The sequence below is a fragment of the Telluria sp. PB2R4 genome (assembly GCF_059685695.1).
Window position 1 is genome coordinate 1 of record NZ_JCASIC010000008.1, and the last position, 14,120, is coordinate 14,120.

Annotated in this window: 13 protein-coding genes and 1 pseudogene; 9 read left to right on the forward strand and 5 right to left on the reverse strand. The window is 68.1% G+C overall.

Annotated elements, in window-relative coordinates; translation table 11 throughout:
• On the forward strand, window positions 1-497 hold a 497-nt coding region (locus AC56LU_RS14275; protein WP_497176272.1), incomplete at its 5' end, for a hypothetical protein.
• Between the two features lie 81 nt (window positions 498-578).
• Window positions 579-875: a hypothetical protein gene (locus AC56LU_RS14280; protein WP_497176273.1), complete on the forward strand. Its 297-nt coding sequence runs from the start codon at window positions 579-581 to the stop codon at window positions 873-875.
• Window positions 876-945: 70 nt separating this feature from the next.
• Here the strand turns inward: AC56LU_RS14280 and AC56LU_RS14285 are convergent, their stop codons facing one another.
• The gene (locus tag AC56LU_RS14285) at window positions 946-2,943 is read right to left on the reverse strand and encodes a tetratricopeptide repeat-containing diguanylate cyclase (protein WP_497176274.1); all 1,998 of its coding nucleotides are present in this window, start codon (window positions 2,941-2,943) and stop codon (window positions 946-948) included.
• A gap of 306 nt (window positions 2,944-3,249) precedes the next feature.
• On the opposite strand from AC56LU_RS14285, the gene AC56LU_RS14290 reads away from it, so the two are divergent.
• The 3 genes and pseudogenes from AC56LU_RS14290 to AC56LU_RS14300 form a co-directional block, all read left to right on the forward strand.
• The gene (locus tag AC56LU_RS14290; RefSeq protein WP_497176275.1) at window positions 3,250-4,131 is read left to right on the forward strand and encodes an ABC transporter ATP-binding protein; all 882 of its coding nucleotides are present in this window, start codon (window positions 3,250-3,252) and stop codon (window positions 4,129-4,131) included.
• Window positions 4,128-5,690, forward strand: coding sequence for a hypothetical protein (locus AC56LU_RS14295; RefSeq protein WP_497176276.1), 1,563 nt, complete (start codon window positions 4,128-4,130; stop codon window positions 5,688-5,690). Before AC56LU_RS14290 ends, AC56LU_RS14295 begins: the two co-directional genes overlap by 4 nt.
• A 55-nt stretch (window positions 5,691-5,745) precedes the next feature.
• Window positions 5,746-5,820 (forward strand): annotated as a pseudogene (locus tag AC56LU_RS14300) (DUF2243 domain-containing protein); the annotation flags it as partial.
• Between the two features lie 161 nt (window positions 5,821-5,981).
• On the opposite strand, the gene AC56LU_RS14305 reads toward AC56LU_RS14300, so the two are convergent.
• From AC56LU_RS14305 to AC56LU_RS14320, 4 genes are all read right to left on the reverse strand, one after another.
• Complete coding sequence (locus AC56LU_RS14305) at window positions 5,982-7,766, reverse strand: ABC transporter ATP-binding protein (protein WP_497176277.1); 1,785 nt, start codon at window positions 7,764-7,766, stop codon at window positions 5,982-5,984.
• On the reverse strand, window positions 7,756-9,507 hold the full coding sequence (locus AC56LU_RS14310; RefSeq protein WP_497176278.1) for an ABC transporter ATP-binding protein: 1,752 nt from the start codon (window positions 9,505-9,507) through the stop codon (window positions 7,756-7,758). The genes AC56LU_RS14305 and AC56LU_RS14310 overlap by 11 nt, the downstream gene beginning before the upstream one ends.
• A 110-nt stretch (window positions 9,508-9,617) precedes the next feature.
• Window positions 9,618-10,352 (reverse strand): phasin family protein, encoded by a 735-nt coding sequence (locus tag AC56LU_RS14315; RefSeq protein WP_497176279.1) that lies wholly within the window; start codon window positions 10,350-10,352, stop codon window positions 9,618-9,620.
• Window positions 10,349-10,489, reverse strand: a complete 141-nt coding sequence (locus tag AC56LU_RS14320; RefSeq protein WP_497176280.1) for a hypothetical protein — start codon at window positions 10,487-10,489, stop codon at window positions 10,349-10,351. Before AC56LU_RS14320 ends, AC56LU_RS14315 begins: the two co-directional genes overlap by 4 nt.
• A gap of 82 nt (window positions 10,490-10,571) precedes the next feature.
• Here AC56LU_RS14320 and AC56LU_RS14325 point away from each other — a divergent pair, with 82 nt between their 5' ends.
• The 4 genes from AC56LU_RS14325 to AC56LU_RS14340 all read left to right on the forward strand — a co-directional run bounded on the left by AC56LU_RS14325 (window position 10,572) and on the right by AC56LU_RS14340 (window position 14,061).
• Complete coding sequence (locus tag AC56LU_RS14325; RefSeq protein WP_497176281.1) at window positions 10,572-11,858, forward strand: amidohydrolase family protein; 1,287 nt, start codon at window positions 10,572-10,574, stop codon at window positions 11,856-11,858.
• Between the two features lie 91 nt (window positions 11,859-11,949).
• Window positions 11,950-12,477: a GNAT family N-acetyltransferase gene (locus AC56LU_RS14330; protein WP_497176282.1), complete on the forward strand. Its 528-nt coding sequence runs from the start codon at window positions 11,950-11,952 to the stop codon at window positions 12,475-12,477.
• On the forward strand, window positions 12,474-12,995 hold the full coding sequence (locus AC56LU_RS14335; protein ID WP_497176283.1) for a GNAT family N-acetyltransferase: 522 nt from the start codon (window positions 12,474-12,476) through the stop codon (window positions 12,993-12,995). The genes AC56LU_RS14330 and AC56LU_RS14335 overlap by 4 nt, the downstream gene beginning before the upstream one ends.
• Before the next feature lie 76 nt (window positions 12,996-13,071).
• Window positions 13,072-14,061 carry a diacylglycerol/lipid kinase family protein gene (locus AC56LU_RS14340; RefSeq protein ID WP_497176284.1) on the forward strand — a complete coding sequence of 330 codons (990 nt, stop codon included), beginning with the start codon at window positions 13,072-13,074 and terminating at the stop codon, window positions 14,059-14,061.
• The last annotated feature ends 59 nt before the right edge of the window (window positions 14,062-14,120 follow it).

Here is a 14,120-nt window from a genome sequence, read left to right on the forward strand (position 1 = left end):
GCGTCGGCCGCGCCGCGACGGCGGGCCCGGCGCCGGCCCAGCCGCCGCGGCGCGCGCCGATCCGGCTGCGCTGGTGGATCGCCGCGCTCATCGCGTTGTGGCTCATCTGGATGGTCGTGCGTCCCGAAGGCACCCGCATCGAGCGGCGCATGGAGCGTGCGGTGGCGCTGGCCGTCGAGTGCAAGGCGCGGGACGCGCAGGACGAGCTGATCGCCCTGCGCGGCACCCGCGCCACGCCCGAGCAGCTGCGCCAGGTGCAGCAGTCGCTGAACAAGGCGGCCGCCGACTGCACCCGCGCCGAGCAGCGCGCCAGGGCCTGGCAGGATGCCACCGGCGCGATCCAGAAACTGCGGCGCGCCCGCACCTACGACAAGGCGCTGGCCCGCCTGGCTGTCTTCACCAGGCGCTGGGGCGCGGACGAACAGACCCGCGCGCTCGAGCTCGAGATCAAGGACGAGCGCGAGCATCCGCTGGCCGACCCCACGCGCAACGAGTGAGCCTGCGCGGGCGCCAGCCGTCAGCCGCGTTTTTTCGGGCAGGTGTATGCTGGCGGGCAAGCGAACAGCCAGGAGGCAGACATGAAGACGAGCATGTTGGGCACGCTGCTGCTGCTTGCCGCGCTGGCAGGCTGCAGCCGTGAAGACGATGCGATGGGCCCGGCCCAGCGCGCCGGCAAGGCGCTCGACGACGCCGGCGCCAGGGTGTCGCGCCAGGTGGACAACGAACTGGCCAAGGTCGACCGCGCCGCCGACGAGGCGAAAGACAAGGTCAAGGACGCCACCCGCGACGCCAGGGGCGGCCTGAAACGGGCCACCGAGGAAGTCGGCAAGAAGGTGGAAGACGCCGGCGAGAAGATCCAGGACGTGGCGGATTAGCAGGGGGGCGTAGGGTGCTATGCCGGCCGCGCGTTCAGCCGACGGACGTGTCGTGGCAGTGCATGCAGCATCACGCGCTGGCGCGCATGTCCTGCTGGCTCCCCAGCACCACCGACAGTTTCACGTGACCCGCGCGCCATGCGCTTTCAAGGTTCTGTTCCACCTCTTCCATGCAGACCTGGTCCGGATCGCCGAAGCCCTGCACGCCATAGGCGCGGTTGCGGCCGTGCGCCTTGGCCAGGTACAGCGCCATGTCCACCAGGTTGACCGCGCGTTCCCACGGCAGCACCAGCTCGCCGCAGCATAGCGGGAAGGGCGCGAAGCCGACCGACACGTTCACGCCCAGCGTCTGGCCGCCATGCGTGATCTCTACCTTCGCGATGCCGGCCAGGATGCGCTGCGCCACTTCATCCAGCCCGCCGCGCGGGATCGAGGGCAGGAAGGCCAGGAATTCTTCGCCGCCCCAGCGCACGATCATGTCGGTCTCGCGCAGGATCTCGCGCAGGCTGGCGGAAATGGCGGTCAGCACGGCGTCGCCGGCCGCGTGGCCCCAGGTGTCGTTGATGTGCTTGAAATGGTCGACGTCCAGCAGGAACAATGCGCCGCACTCGTCGGATGCCGCCTGCGGCTGCGCGGGTTGCTCCGCCGTGCGCATGTAGTCCAGGAAGTGGCGGCGGTTGTACAGCCCGGTCAGCGGGTCGCGCACGCTCTGCTGCTTGAGTTCCTTGTTCTTTTCGTAGAGCTTGGCGTTGGCCTGGCGCACCTTGCGGTACAGCAGGCCGACCACGACCGAGGCCAGGGCGAAGACCGCCGCCAGAAGCCACCAGACGCGCCGCTCCAGGCGATTGACCTCGTTCTCGCTGCGCAGCAGCTCGATCTGGCGCTGCTTCTTCTCGGTCTCGTATTTCGCCTGCAGGTCGAGCACCGCGCGCTGGCGGCGCTTCTCGAACAATTCGTTCGAAATCCTGCGTTCGCGGTGGTAGGCGCGCAGCGCGCCCGGCAGGTCGCCGGCGCGCTCGAGCGCCTGGCCGTATTCGACCAGCACGAGCTGCAGTTCGGGCTTGTCGCCCTGCTTGTCATAGGCTTGCATGCCGGCCTCGATGTGGCGCTTGCCTTCGACCAGACGTCCGGAGGCCAGCAAGGCCTGGCCCAGGTTCAGGCGCGCCGTCGCTTCGAGCCCGGCATGATTGAGCGCGCGGGCGGCGTCGACGGCCCGCTGGCCGTAGCGCGCGGCATTGGGATAGTCGTGCAGCTTCAGGTAGCAGTCCGACAGGTTGACAAGGGTGCGCGCCATCATCGACGTCGCGCCGATGCGCTGTTCGATGTCCAGGCTGTCGAGCAGGGCCTTCAGCGCGCGCTCGTTCTGGCCGGTGTCGATGGCCAGGCCGTACTCGGCGTGCTTGAGGGTAGCGGTGCGTCCGGGCGAAGCGCCCAGTTTCGCAGCGTTCAGCGCTTCTTCCAGGACTTCAAAACCCTTTGCGTGCTCGCGCATTTGGCCGTACAGGCGAATCAGGGCGTTAAGCGCCATGACGATCTGGGTCGGATCGCGGTGCCGGCGCGCCAGGGACGAGGCTGCCTGCAGGCGTTCCAGTGCAGCCGCGAAATTGCCTTCTTCGGCAAACGACTCGCCCGAGGAAATCGACGCACGTACGCGCAGCTCGATATCCTCGGTCTGGTAGGCCAGCTTTTCGCCCTCCCATATCAGGCGATGGGCCTCGGTCAAGCGCTGCTGGCGGAAGGCCATGTAGCCCCGCCGTAGCAGGCCCTTGGCCAGCGCCACCTTATTGTCGTGTTGTCGTCCGAGCGCCACCAGCGCGTCGGCGGAAGCGGCAGCCTCGTCGGTCTGGCCGAGGCTGTCATGAGCCTGGGATAGCTGGTTCAGGAATTCGATGCGATCTGGTAGCGAAGCGCTGTGAATCTGCGCTTCCATGACCTTGAGCATGGGCAGGGCGCGCTCTGGCACATATTTGTTCACTTCCCTGACCTGGGCCAGTTTTTCGGCCAGCGTCACCGTTGCCGGCAATACCTCCCCAGCCGCGCCGCCGGCGGAAACAAGGCAAAGCGACATGGCAAGCACCATGCGCCGGCATCGGGCGAGCAAGCGGATGAAGGAAGGCAGCATGAGGCGGTACCGGGTGTTCGGAAAAATCGGATCCATTTGTATCAAATCATTATATTCCTGTTGCAATGTGGAAATTCAGTTTCTATTCAATTGTCACCAAAATGACACATCCATATCGTTCGCCAAGCTTGTCCGCCATTTTCGTTCGCAACCCGCGTTAATCCCCCGATTTCGACCGCCCGTCGCAAAACGCTGGTTCTGCCGTGTCCTTTCTCCATATAGTCGAACCCAACGACAAGGCGAGGGGCAAACATGCTGGAACTGCGCGCGGTGACCAAACATTTCGGCAAGGACGTGACGGCGGTGGACGAGGTGACGCTGTCGCTCGGCCAGGGCGTGGTCGGCCTGATCGGCCACAACGGCGCCGGCAAGTCGACCCTGATGGGGATGATCGCCACCCTGGCGCGCCCCAGCGCCGGCCAGATCCTGTTCGATGGCGTCGACATCGTGCGCAAACCCGACGCGATCCGGCGCCGCCTCGGCTACCTGCCGCAGGATTTCGGCGTCTACCCGAACCTGAGCGCGCTCGAATTCATGCAGTACTTCGCGGCCCTCAAGGGCGTGCAGGGTGGTGCAACTGCGAGCGCACGCATCCGGCGCCTGCTGGAGCTGGTCAACCTGCACGAGCAGGCGCACCGGCCCGCGGCCTCGTTCTCGGGCGGCATGAAGCGGCGCCTCGGCATTGCCCAGGCGCTGCTGAACGACCCCGATATCCTGGTGGTCGACGAACCCACGGCCGGACTCGACCCGGAAGAGCGGCTGCGCTTTCGCAACCTGCTGTCCGAGCTGGGCCTGGGCAAGCTGGTGATCCTGTCGACCCACATCGTGTCGGACGTCGAGAGCATCGCGACCGAACTGGCGATCATGCGCTCCGGGCGGCTGGTGGCGCACGAGACGCTGGACGCGGTCGTGCGGCGCGCGCGCGGCCAGGTCTGGACCGCCAGCGTGCTCGAAGCGGACTACGCGGTGCTGCGCGGGCGCGTGCACGTGCTGCAGGCCCAGCGCCAGGATGGGCGCATGCTGCTGCGCATCGCGCACCCGGAGCCGCCCTGCCCGGGCGCACGCGAGGCCGACCCGAGCCTGGAAGAAGCCCTGATGGCCCAACGCTACGCCGTGCAGGCGGAGGCGGCATGAGGATGCGTCCGCCGCAGTCCACGCTCTACGTCCTGGCGGCCAACGAGGTACGGCTGCGCATGCGGCGCCTGTCCACCCTGGTCGCGGTGCTTGCCGTGGTCGCCGTCAGCTGGGCCATGATCGAAGATGCGGGCAGCGGCAGGGCCCTGATGGTGCTGGACGGCGCACGGGTGCTGTACACCAGTTCCGCGCTGGCGCTGGGCAGTGCCACCATGGCCAGCCTGCTGTTCAGCCTTGCCGGTTTCTACCTGGCGCGCGGACGTACCGGCGAAGACCTGCGCAGCGGCATCGGCGGCGCGATCGGCGCCACGGCGGCCGCTGACGCAGTGCTGGTCGCCAGCCGCTGGCTCGGCGCCCTCGGCTGGCTGGTCCTGCTGCTCGGCGCTTTCATGCTGACCACCTTCGCCTGCCACCTGCTGCGCGGCGACGGTCCGCTGCAGCCGCTGGTCTACCTGCAGACCTACGCCCTGATGCTGCTGCCGATGGCCTTCTTCGCAGCCAGCTGCGCGGTGCTGTGCGACAGCTGGGGGCCGTTGATGGGCAAGACCGGCGACCTCCTGTATTTCATGGTTTGGATCGGGCAGCTTTCGATCGGTGCGGCGGTCGAGCAGGGCGGGGCTGCCTGGCTCGTCCTGTTCGACTTTACCGGCGTGTCGAATGCGATGATCAGCCTGCGCAGCCATGCCGACACGGCCGCGCTGGGCATCGGCATGATGCCTTTCAAGGCCGCGCTGGCGCCGGTCGAGCTGCCCGCATGGCTGTGGACGGGCGACATGGCGGGCGGCCGGATGCTGTCCTGCGTGCTCGCGCTGCTGCCGCTGCTGCCCGCGGTGCTCCTGTTCCACCGCTTCTCGCCCGACCGGGTCAAGGCCGGCAAGGCGCGCCAGCGTCGCTCGCCGCTGGCCGTGCTCAATGGCTGGTTGCGGCCGCTGACGCGGGTGCTGCGGCCCCTGCTGGCGCTGGCCGCACGCTTGCCCGGCTTGATGGGCCAGGTGCTGGCCGAGGCCTGCCTGGTCTTGATGACGGCGCCCAGCGCCATCGCCGCCATTGCCGCCTGCCTGGCCGGCGGCCTGCTGCTGCCTGCCGCCGTGCTGCCGGGCCTGCTGGGTGCCGCAGTGGCTTTCTGGGGCATCCTGTGCAGCGAAAGCACGACGCGCGACACCAGCAGCGGCTGCGATGGCTTGACCGGCGCCGTGCCGGGCGGCGTGCGCCGGCGCTTCGTGCGCCAGTGGGCGGCGGCGCTGCTGCTCGGCGCACTGTTCACCGGAACGATCGTGCTGCGCTGGAGCCTTGAAGAACCGCTGCGCGCCTTCGCCGCAGCAGCCGGCCTGGTGGCACTGTCGGGCTTTGCCGCGCTGTTCGGCCAGCTCAGCCGTACACCGCGCCTGTTCCTGGGACTGTTCCTGTTCGGGCTGTATGTCGCCCTCAATGCCAAGGGCGTGTCGATGCTCGACATCGTCGGCTTCCATGGCGACGCCAACCTGCAATCCGCTGCCGCCTGGCTGGCGGCCGGACTGGCGGCGCTGGCGGCCGGCATCGCCTGGAGCCGGCGCGCGTAGCGTCGTTGCGAAGGGCTATACTTGCCTTCGTCCCGTTCCGACGCGAGGTGATGTGATGTGGAAAACACCGTGGTTCCGCTGGGGCGCCGCACTCGGGTTTGCGCTCGGCGGCTTCTTCGATGGCATCCTGCTGCACCAGATCCTGCAATGGCATCACCTGCTCAGCCTGGGCGCTGGGGCTTCTACCGGCACGGCGCGCTGCTGGTCAGCGGGTCTGGGGTGCCCGGCGGCTGCTTTAACTGGAGCAAGGCCTGAGACGATTTCACGGCGCCTGGTGCCGGCGCAACAGGCTTACACGGCGATCTGCTGCAGCAAATACAGGCGCTGGTACAGGCCGCCTTCGATCCGCATCAGTTCCTCGTGCGACCCGGCCTCGCTGATGCGGCCGTGGTTCAGCACGATGATGCGGTCGGCCGCGCGGATGGTCGACAGCCGGTGCGCGATCGCGATGATGGTCACCTTGCCGCGCAATTCTTCCAGCGCTTCCTGCACGATCTGCTCGGTCGCGCTGTCGATGCGCGAGGTGGCCTCGTCCAGCAGCAGGATGCGCGGCTCGCCGGCCAGTGCGCGCGCGATCGCCACCAGCTGCTTCTGGCCCGAGGACAGGCGCGAACCGCCTTCGCCCAGCTGGGTCTCGTAGCCCTGTTCCAGCGCCGCGATGAAGCCGTGCGCATGGGCGGCGCGCGCCGCCGCCTCGATGCGATCGAAGGGCAGGCCGCGCCCCATGTCGATGTTCTCGCGCGCGGTGGCGGCCAGGATGAACGGGTCCTGCGGCACCAGGCCTACCTCGTCGCGGAAGCGATCGTTGCCGATCGCGCCAAGGGGCAGGCCGCCGATCTCGATCGTGCCTTCGTCGGCCGTGTAGTAGCGCAGCAGCAGCGACAGCAGGGTCGACTTGCCGCTGCCGGTATGGCCGACGATGCCGAAGAAGGCGCCCTGCGGGATGTCGAGCGAGAGTTCGTGCAGCACGCGCTGGCCCGGCACGTAGGCGAAGTTCACGTCGCGCACGCGCACCGCCGGGGCCTTCGGGTCGAAGGCCGCATCGGTTTCAAGGCGTCCCGGCGCATGTTCGGCAGCGCCGGTCTCGTCGAGCAGGCTGGAGACGCGGGCCGTGGCCACCACCGCCTGTTGCAGGCCGCTGAACTGCATGGTGATCTGGATTAGCGGCTCGACCACCCGCGCGATGTAGCTGATGAAGGCGTACAGCACGCCCACTTCCACCGCATTCATCTGGCGCTGGCCGAAACCGAAGATCACGATGCTCAAGAGAACCACGTTGAGCAGGTCGAGCGCCGGCCGCAGCAGGAAGGCATTGGCCTTCAGTTCCGCCAGGCGCGCCTTGCGGTGCGCCTGGTTGGTGTGCAGGAAGCGCTCGCCGAAACGTCCCTGGGCATTGCTGGCCTGGAGCACCGTCATGCCGCCGATCGATTCCGCCATCTGGCCGTTGATGTCGCTGCGCAGGGCGCGCGCGCGCGTCACCGCCGGCGCCGACAGGCGCTGGTACAGCCAGACGATCCCGATCACCGCCGGCACCAGGGCCAGCACCACCAGCATCAGGCGCCAGTCGAGCCAGGCCATCGCAATCAGGGTCCCGACCAGCACGATGCTCGAGTCGAGCATTACGAACAGCACCTGGATGTAGAGCGTCTTGACCGCCTCGGTGTCGTTGGTCACGCGGCTCACCAGCTGGCCGGTGATGGCGCGGTCGAAAAACGCCATCGGCAGGCGCAGCACGTGGCCGTAGACCCATTCGCGCAGGCGCCGCACCGAGCGCATCGCCAGGCCCGACAGGCGGATCAGCTGCAGGTAGCGGATCCACGACGAGGCCCAGCCGGTCAGCACCAGGCCGCCGAGGAGCAGCGACATGCGGGTCCAGTCCAGGTTGCGGGTAAGCAGGTGGTCGTCGATCAGCGCCTTGCCGAGCAGGGGGCCGAGCACTTCGAGGGCGGCGGCGATCACCAGCCAGAACGTGGCCCAGACCAGGTGGCGGCGCTCGGGGTCGGCGGCGCGGCGCAGCAGGCTTGCGGCCTGCGCGGTCTGGGCGCGCATCGGCGCCCCGTTGGTATCACTCCGCATCGATGCTGGCCTCCAGTTGTTGATAGCGCCACTGGCTGGCATACCAGCCATCGAGCCGCAAGAGTTCGTCGTGGGTGCCCGATTCGGTGATGCGGCCGTCGCGCAGCACCACGATGCGGTCGGCCCCGGCCACGCTCGACAAGCGATGGCTGGCGATGATGGCGGCGCGCTCGGGGCGGGCAGCACGCAGCGCATCCAAGTGGGCGAGGATGCGGGTCTCGGTGCCGGTGTCCACCGCCGACAGGGCGTCGTCGAGCAGCAGCAGCGCGCTGTCGGCCAGCAGGGCGCGGGCGATCGCGACGCGCTGGCGCTGGCCTCCGGACAGGGTGATGCCTTTCTCGCCCACCGGCGTGTCGTAGCCGAACGGGAAGCGCAGGATGTCGTCGTGGATCGAGGCCATCCTGGCCGCTTCCTCGATCTCGGCGCGCGAGGCGCCGGGGCGGGCGAGGGCGATGTTTTCCGCGATCGTGGCGGAAAACAGGAAGGATTCCTGCGGCACCCAGCTCATGGCCGCGCGCAAGGCGTCCAGCCGGTAGGCCTCGAGCGGATGGCCGGCCCAGCTGGCCGTGCCGCGCTGCGGCGTGGCCTGGCGCAGCAGTACCCGCAACAGCGTCGACTTGCCGGCGCCGGTCGGGCCGACCAGGCCCAGGGTCTGGCCGGGAGCCAGGCTGACCGACACCCCGTCGAGCGCGGGGCGCTCGGCGTCCCGGTAGGCGAAGCTCACGCCGTCGAGCGCCAGGGCACCGCGCCCGACCTGCTCGAGCGTGCCCGTGTCTTCGACCGTGAGCGGCGCGTCCAGCAGCGGCTGCAGGCGCGCCAGGCCGGCGCGTCCGCGCTCGATCAGCGACAGCACCCAGCCGGCCGCGAACATCGGCCAGATCAGCTGGCCCAGGTACATCGAGAAGCTGGTCAGCTCGCCCACCGTCAGCTCCTGGTGCCACACCAGGTAGCCGCCCAGGCCCAGGGTCAGGCCGGTGGCGGCGGTCAGGGTCAGGCCGACCGCCGGTTCGTAGGCCGCTTCCCAGCGCTGCGCAGCGAGGCTGGCGGCGGCGGCATTGCCGGCCAGTTCGCTGAACTGGGCGCTGCTGCGCGCTTCCAGGCCGAGGGCGCGCAGGGTGCGCACGCCCGACAGCGATTCCTGCACGTGGTCGTTGAGCGCGGAGAAGCGCTTCAGCGCGTCGGCTTCGGCCGTATGGACCTGGCGCGAAATGCGCCAGAACGCGAAGGCCATCAGGGGGAAGGGCAGCAGGGCGATGGCCGCCAGGCGCGCATCGACGCCGAGGGTCATGATGCCCAGCACCATGACCAGGGTCAGGCTGCCGTCGAAGCCGGCCAGCATCGCTTCGCCGGCCGCCATCTCGATGGCGTCGATATCGTTGGTGGCCAGGGCCATCAGGTCGCCGGTGCGCTGGCGCTGGTAGAAGCCGGGCCCCTGGCTTGCCAGGCGCGCATACAGGCGGGTGCGCAGCTCGACGCCGAGGTTGTAGGCGGCCGAATACAGGCGGATGCGCCAGCCGACCCGCAGCACGTAGATGGCCACGCCCAGGCCGAGCAGCTGCGCCAGCCCGAGCAGCAGCGCATCCTGGTCGAGGCGGTGCCCGGCCAGGCCGTCGATCAGGGCGCCGACCTTGCGCGGAATCAAGACCGTGCAGATGGCCACGCCGGCCAGCATGAAGGCCGACGAGACATAGGCATGCCAGTGCCGGCGGACGAAACCGCCGATCAGCCTTGCGAGACTCATGTTGTTCCTTGGAGTTTTTGCGCCCGCAACGTCCAAAAACAACGAGCGGGCCGAAGCCCGCTAGTGTAGTCGCTTTGCCAATCGGACGCAGCGGCGCCCGTGCTCCGAGTTTATTTCTTGCGCTTGGAGACCGGCGCGGCGGGAGCCGTCTTCGGTGCTTCGGCCACCGGGGCTGCGGCAGGATGCGGCACGGCGGCGGCGCGCGCCGTGCCCTTGCCGATGGCTTTGGCAATGGCGGTCGGCTCGGCCACCGGGACCGGCTCGGCGGCCAGCGCTTCGGTTGCCGATTGTGGTGCGGCTTCCTGTGCGGCTTCCGGCTCGGCCACGACCACGGGTTCGGTGACCGGCGCGATTGCCGCCACCGGATGCGGGGCTTCCACCGCCGGGGCAGGCGCTACGGCCGCCTCGGCGATCGATTCGGCGGCAGCGGCTGCGGCCGGCACAGCCTGGACGGCGTCGGCGACGCCGCGCTCGAACACTTCCACGGTCTCGGCAGCAAGCTTGCCTGCCTGCAATGAGGCCAGTCCCAAGATTTGCGGACGCACTGCAGGCGGGCGCAGGCTGCTGGCGATGCCCAGCAGTTCACGGCCATAGGCAAACAGGTTGCGCATCTGTTCCTCGGCCTGGCTGCCCACGGCGAAGACGTCGCGCGGATTGCGCGAGTTCGCCAGCGCCAGGCCGGCGCCGAGCGTACGCTGCACCGCATCGCGCGATACCGCCAGGTTCAGGGCCGCTACCCGACCGGCGCTGTCGAGCGCCTGGGTAGTGAAGGAATTGAAGAAATCGAACTGCGCGTCGAACTGGGCCTTGCGTATTGCGGAAAACTGATCGCTGAATGAAGTCATGAGATTTCCTTGTCGCTCGCTACGGTTTTTCGAGCGCCATTATGGCGCACTGCAATATAAGTAGTGTAGCCATGAATGGCTGGCGTTGCAAAGAACTTATTTTTTTCCTTTGTGATGAAAATCTTGCGTTGCAGCATTACGTGTACGTGTCGATTTTGCTTGGCCGTCCGATCTATTGGGAAATGGTTACAATCAGGCAGACAACAAGGAGAAGCGCGCATGGACCTCGTGATTCGCAACGCCTCCCTGCCGGACGGCAGCCGTGGCATCGACATCGGCATCGACAACGGCCGGATTGCCGCCGTGACAACACGGCTCGGCGCCCAGGGCGCGCGCGAGATCGACGCCGACGGCGACCTGGTCAGTCCGCCCTTCGTCGATGCGCACTTCCACATGGATTCGACCCTCAGCTATGGCTTGCCGCGCGTGAACAGCAGCGGGACGCTGCTCGAAGGGATCCGCCTGTGGGGTGAGCTCAAGCCCCAGCTGGTGCAGGAGGCGCTGGTCGAGCGCGCATTGCGCTACTGCGATTGGGCGGTGGCGCGCGGGCTGCTGGCGATCCGCACCCACGTCGACATCTGCGACGACCGCCTGCTGGCCGTCGAAGCGCTGCTGGACGTGCGCAAGCAGGTGGCGCCCTACCTCGACCTGCAGCTGGTCGCCTTCCCGCAGGACGGCCTGCTGCGCAGCCCCGGCGCCTTCGACAACCTGAAACGCGCGATCGCCATGGGCGTCGACGTGGTCGGCGGCATCCCGCACTTCGAGCGCACCATGGCGGACGGCGCCGAATCGATCCGCCTGCTGTGCGAGTTCGCGGCGCAACAGGACCGGCGCGTGGACATGCACTGCGACGAGACCGACGATCCGATGTCGCGCCACATCGAGACCCTGGCCTATGAGACCCAGCGTCTCGGTATGGGAGGCCTGGTAGCCGGCTCGCACCTGACCTCGATGCACTCGATGGACAACTACTACGTCAGCAAACTGCTGCCCCTGATCGCGGAAAGCGGCGTCGCCGCGATCGCCAACCCGCTCATCAACATCACCCTGCAGGGCCGTCACGACACCTACCCGAAACGGCGCGGCATGACGCGGGTGCCGGAGCTGCTCGCGGCGGGCGTCGACGTCGCCTTCGGCCACGACTGCGTGCTCGACCCGTGGTACGGCATGGGTTCGGGCGATATGCTGGAAGTGGCGCACATGGGACTGCACGTGGCGCAGATGACGGGGGTGGAGGCGATGCACCAGTGCTTCCTGGCGGTGACCGAGACCCCGGCCCGCATCCTCGGCCTGGAAGGCTATGGACTGGCGCCGGGCTGCCATGCCGACCTGGTGCTGCTGGACGCCGGTTCCACCATCGAGGCGATCCGCCTGCGCGCGGCCCGCAAGCTGGTGCTGCGGCGCGGCGCCGTGGTGGCCGAGACGCCGTCCGCGCAGGCGACCTTGCACCTGCCCGGGCGGCCGGCCGGCACCAATTTCCGCATGCCGCCGCAGGGGCCCCGCTGACAAATGCAAAGCCGCGCACGATTCACGGATCTCGATGCGGAATGGGGCTAGAATAGAACGCTTTCGATTTCGGTAACGCCGCCCCACAGCCGTGAAAGACATCCAGATCCGCCCCGCCGGCGAGCAAGACTTCGATGCGATGTGGAGCATCTTCTGCGCCCACGTCGCCGCCGGCGAGACCTATCCGTTCACCACCGCCACCTCGCGCGAAGCGGGCCATGCCTACTGGCTCGGGCCGGAGGTGACGTCCTTTGTCGCGACCTCCGGCGCGACGCGCCTGCTCGGCATGTACCGGCTGGTCGCGAACCAGGTCGGGCGCGGCCACCATGTGGCCAACGCTTCCTACATGGTCAGCCCCGCGGCGCAGGGCGCCGGCATCGGGCGCCTGCTCGGCGAGCACAGTCTCGTCGAAGCGCGGCGCCAGGGCTATCTCGCCATGCAGTTCAACTATGTCGTGAGCACCAACGGCGCCGCCGTCCGGCTGTGGAAGAAGCTCGGCTTCTCGATCGTCGGCACCCTGCCCAAGGCCTACCGCCACAAGCACCTCGGCTACGTGGACGCCTACGTCATGTACCAGCTGCTGCACGACCCCGATCACTGGCCGACGGTGGACGCATGACCGAGGTGCGGCGGTCCGACCGCCTGCGCCTGCGCCTGGTCGATGCGCGCGACGCCGCCGTCTACCTCGAGATCCTCAACGACCCGGCCTTCATCGAGCATATCGGCGACCGCGGCGTGCGCACCCTGGAAGCCGCACTGAAGTCGATCGAAGACGGGCCGGTGGCGATGCAGCGCGCGCGCGGCCACTCGATGTACATGGTGGAGCTGCTGGAAGGCGCCGTGCCGGTCGGCCTGTGCGGCCTGATCAAGCGCGACGCGCTCGACGACGTCGACATCGGCTATGCCTTCCTGCCGCGCTATCGCGCCCGAGGCTATGCCTTCGAAGCCGCGCAGGCCGTGGTGGCGCATGCGCGTACGCTTGATATCCCGCGCCTGGCGGCCATCACCACGCCGGGCAACGCGGCCTCGATCGGCCTGCTGCTCAGGTTGGGGATGCGCTTCGAAGGCAGGCGCTGCCTGGTGGAGGGCGAACCCGAACTCAACCTGTACCGCATGGACCTTTCCGCGGAGCGCTAGCGTAACGAGGCAGCTTGCTGGGTGGTGGTAGGATGGCGCTGCATCTCCATCCATCCTTTGACGAACCGAGCCATCGATGCCGACCACCGAGCCGCGCCACGACGCGCCGTTTTTCATTGTCCTCAATGCCGGATCCGGCCATTCCGAGACCGCGCTGCGGCGCTCCACCATCGAAGAGGTATTCGCTGGCGCCGGCCGCATTTGCCATCTGGAACTGGTCGACGATCCGGCCGATCTGGCCGCCAAAGCGCGCAGCATGGCGGCCCGGGCCACGGCCGAGAAGGGCATCCTGGTGGCAGCGGGCGGCGACGGTACCATCAACACGGTGGCCCACGAAGCCGTGCTGGCCGGTTGCCCTTTCGGTGTTTTGCCTCAGGGAACATTCAACTATTTCGGCCGCACCCACGGCATTCCGGAAGACCTGACCGAAGCCGTATACGCGCTGCTGCGCGCCAGCGTGCAGCCGGTCCAGGTGGGCCTGCTCAACAACAAGATTTTTCTGGTGAATGCCAGCGTCGGCCTGTATCCGAAGCTGCTGGAAGAACGGGAAATCGACAAGAAACACTACGGACGCAGCCGCGTGGTAGCGTTCTTTTCCGCGATCAAGATCGCGCTGCGGCCGCACCGGCACCTGCGCATCACGCTCGAGCGCGACGGCAAGGAGCGCCGCTTGCGCACCACGACTTTGTTCATAGGAAATAACCGCCTGCAGCTGGAGCAGGTCGGCATGCGCGACGGCCTGATCGAGGCGGTGGAAGACGGCCAGCTGGTCGCCATTGCGCCGCGCCCGATGGGCAAGCTCGGCCTCCTGCGCCTGCTGGTGCGCGGCATGCTGGGCCGCCTGGGCGGCGACGACGAGGTCGAAGCCTTCGCCTTCAAGCGCCTGCTGGTGCGCACGCCCTCAGTCTATGGGCGCAAGCGCATGAAGGTCGCAACCGACGGCGAGGTGGAGAACATGACGATGCCGCTGGAGTTCCGCGTGCTGGAAGGCCGGCTGCTGCTGATGGCGCACGGGCCGTCGCGCAAGGAAGGGCGGCCGGCCGAGGGCAGTGAGGAAGCTGCCTGACGAGTCTCCACGGCGTTAACGACCGTAGGGTAGGCGGGGCGAATCAGGCCAATGGCTTG

Bases quoted from the DNA above. Each gene is read 5' to 3' on its own strand.
- AC56LU_RS14280 (WP_497176273.1), top strand. From the start codon at position 579: ATGAAGACGAGCATGTTGGGCACGCTGCTGCTGCTTGCCGCGCTGGCA.
- AC56LU_RS14285 (WP_497176274.1), bottom strand. From the start codon at position 2,943: ATGTCGCTTTGCCTTGTTTCCGCCGGCGGCGCGGCTGGGGAGGTATTG.
- AC56LU_RS14290 (WP_497176275.1), top strand. From the start codon at position 3,250: ATGCTGGAACTGCGCGCGGTGACCAAACATTTCGGCAAGGACGTGACG.
- AC56LU_RS14295 (WP_497176276.1), top strand. From the start codon at position 4,128: ATGAGGATGCGTCCGCCGCAGTCCACGCTCTACGTCCTGGCGGCCAAC.
- AC56LU_RS14305 (WP_497176277.1), bottom strand. From the start codon at position 7,766: ATGCGGAGTGATACCAACGGGGCGCCGATGCGCGCCCAGACCGCGCAG.
- AC56LU_RS14310 (WP_497176278.1), bottom strand. From the start codon at position 9,507: ATGAGTCTCGCAAGGCTGATCGGCGGTTTCGTCCGCCGGCACTGGCAT.
- AC56LU_RS14315 (WP_497176279.1), bottom strand. From the start codon at position 10,352: ATGACTTCATTCAGCGATCAGTTTTCCGCAATACGCAAGGCCCAGTTC.
- AC56LU_RS14320 (WP_497176280.1), bottom strand. From the start codon at position 10,489: ATGCTGCAACGCAAGATTTTCATCACAAAGGAAAAAAATAAGTTCTTT.
- AC56LU_RS14325 (WP_497176281.1), top strand. From the start codon at position 10,572: ATGGACCTCGTGATTCGCAACGCCTCCCTGCCGGACGGCAGCCGTGGC.
- AC56LU_RS14335 (WP_497176283.1), top strand. From the start codon at position 12,474: ATGACCGAGGTGCGGCGGTCCGACCGCCTGCGCCTGCGCCTGGTCGAT.
- AC56LU_RS14340 (WP_497176284.1), top strand. From the start codon at position 13,072: ATGCCGACCACCGAGCCGCGCCACGACGCGCCGTTTTTCATTGTCCTC.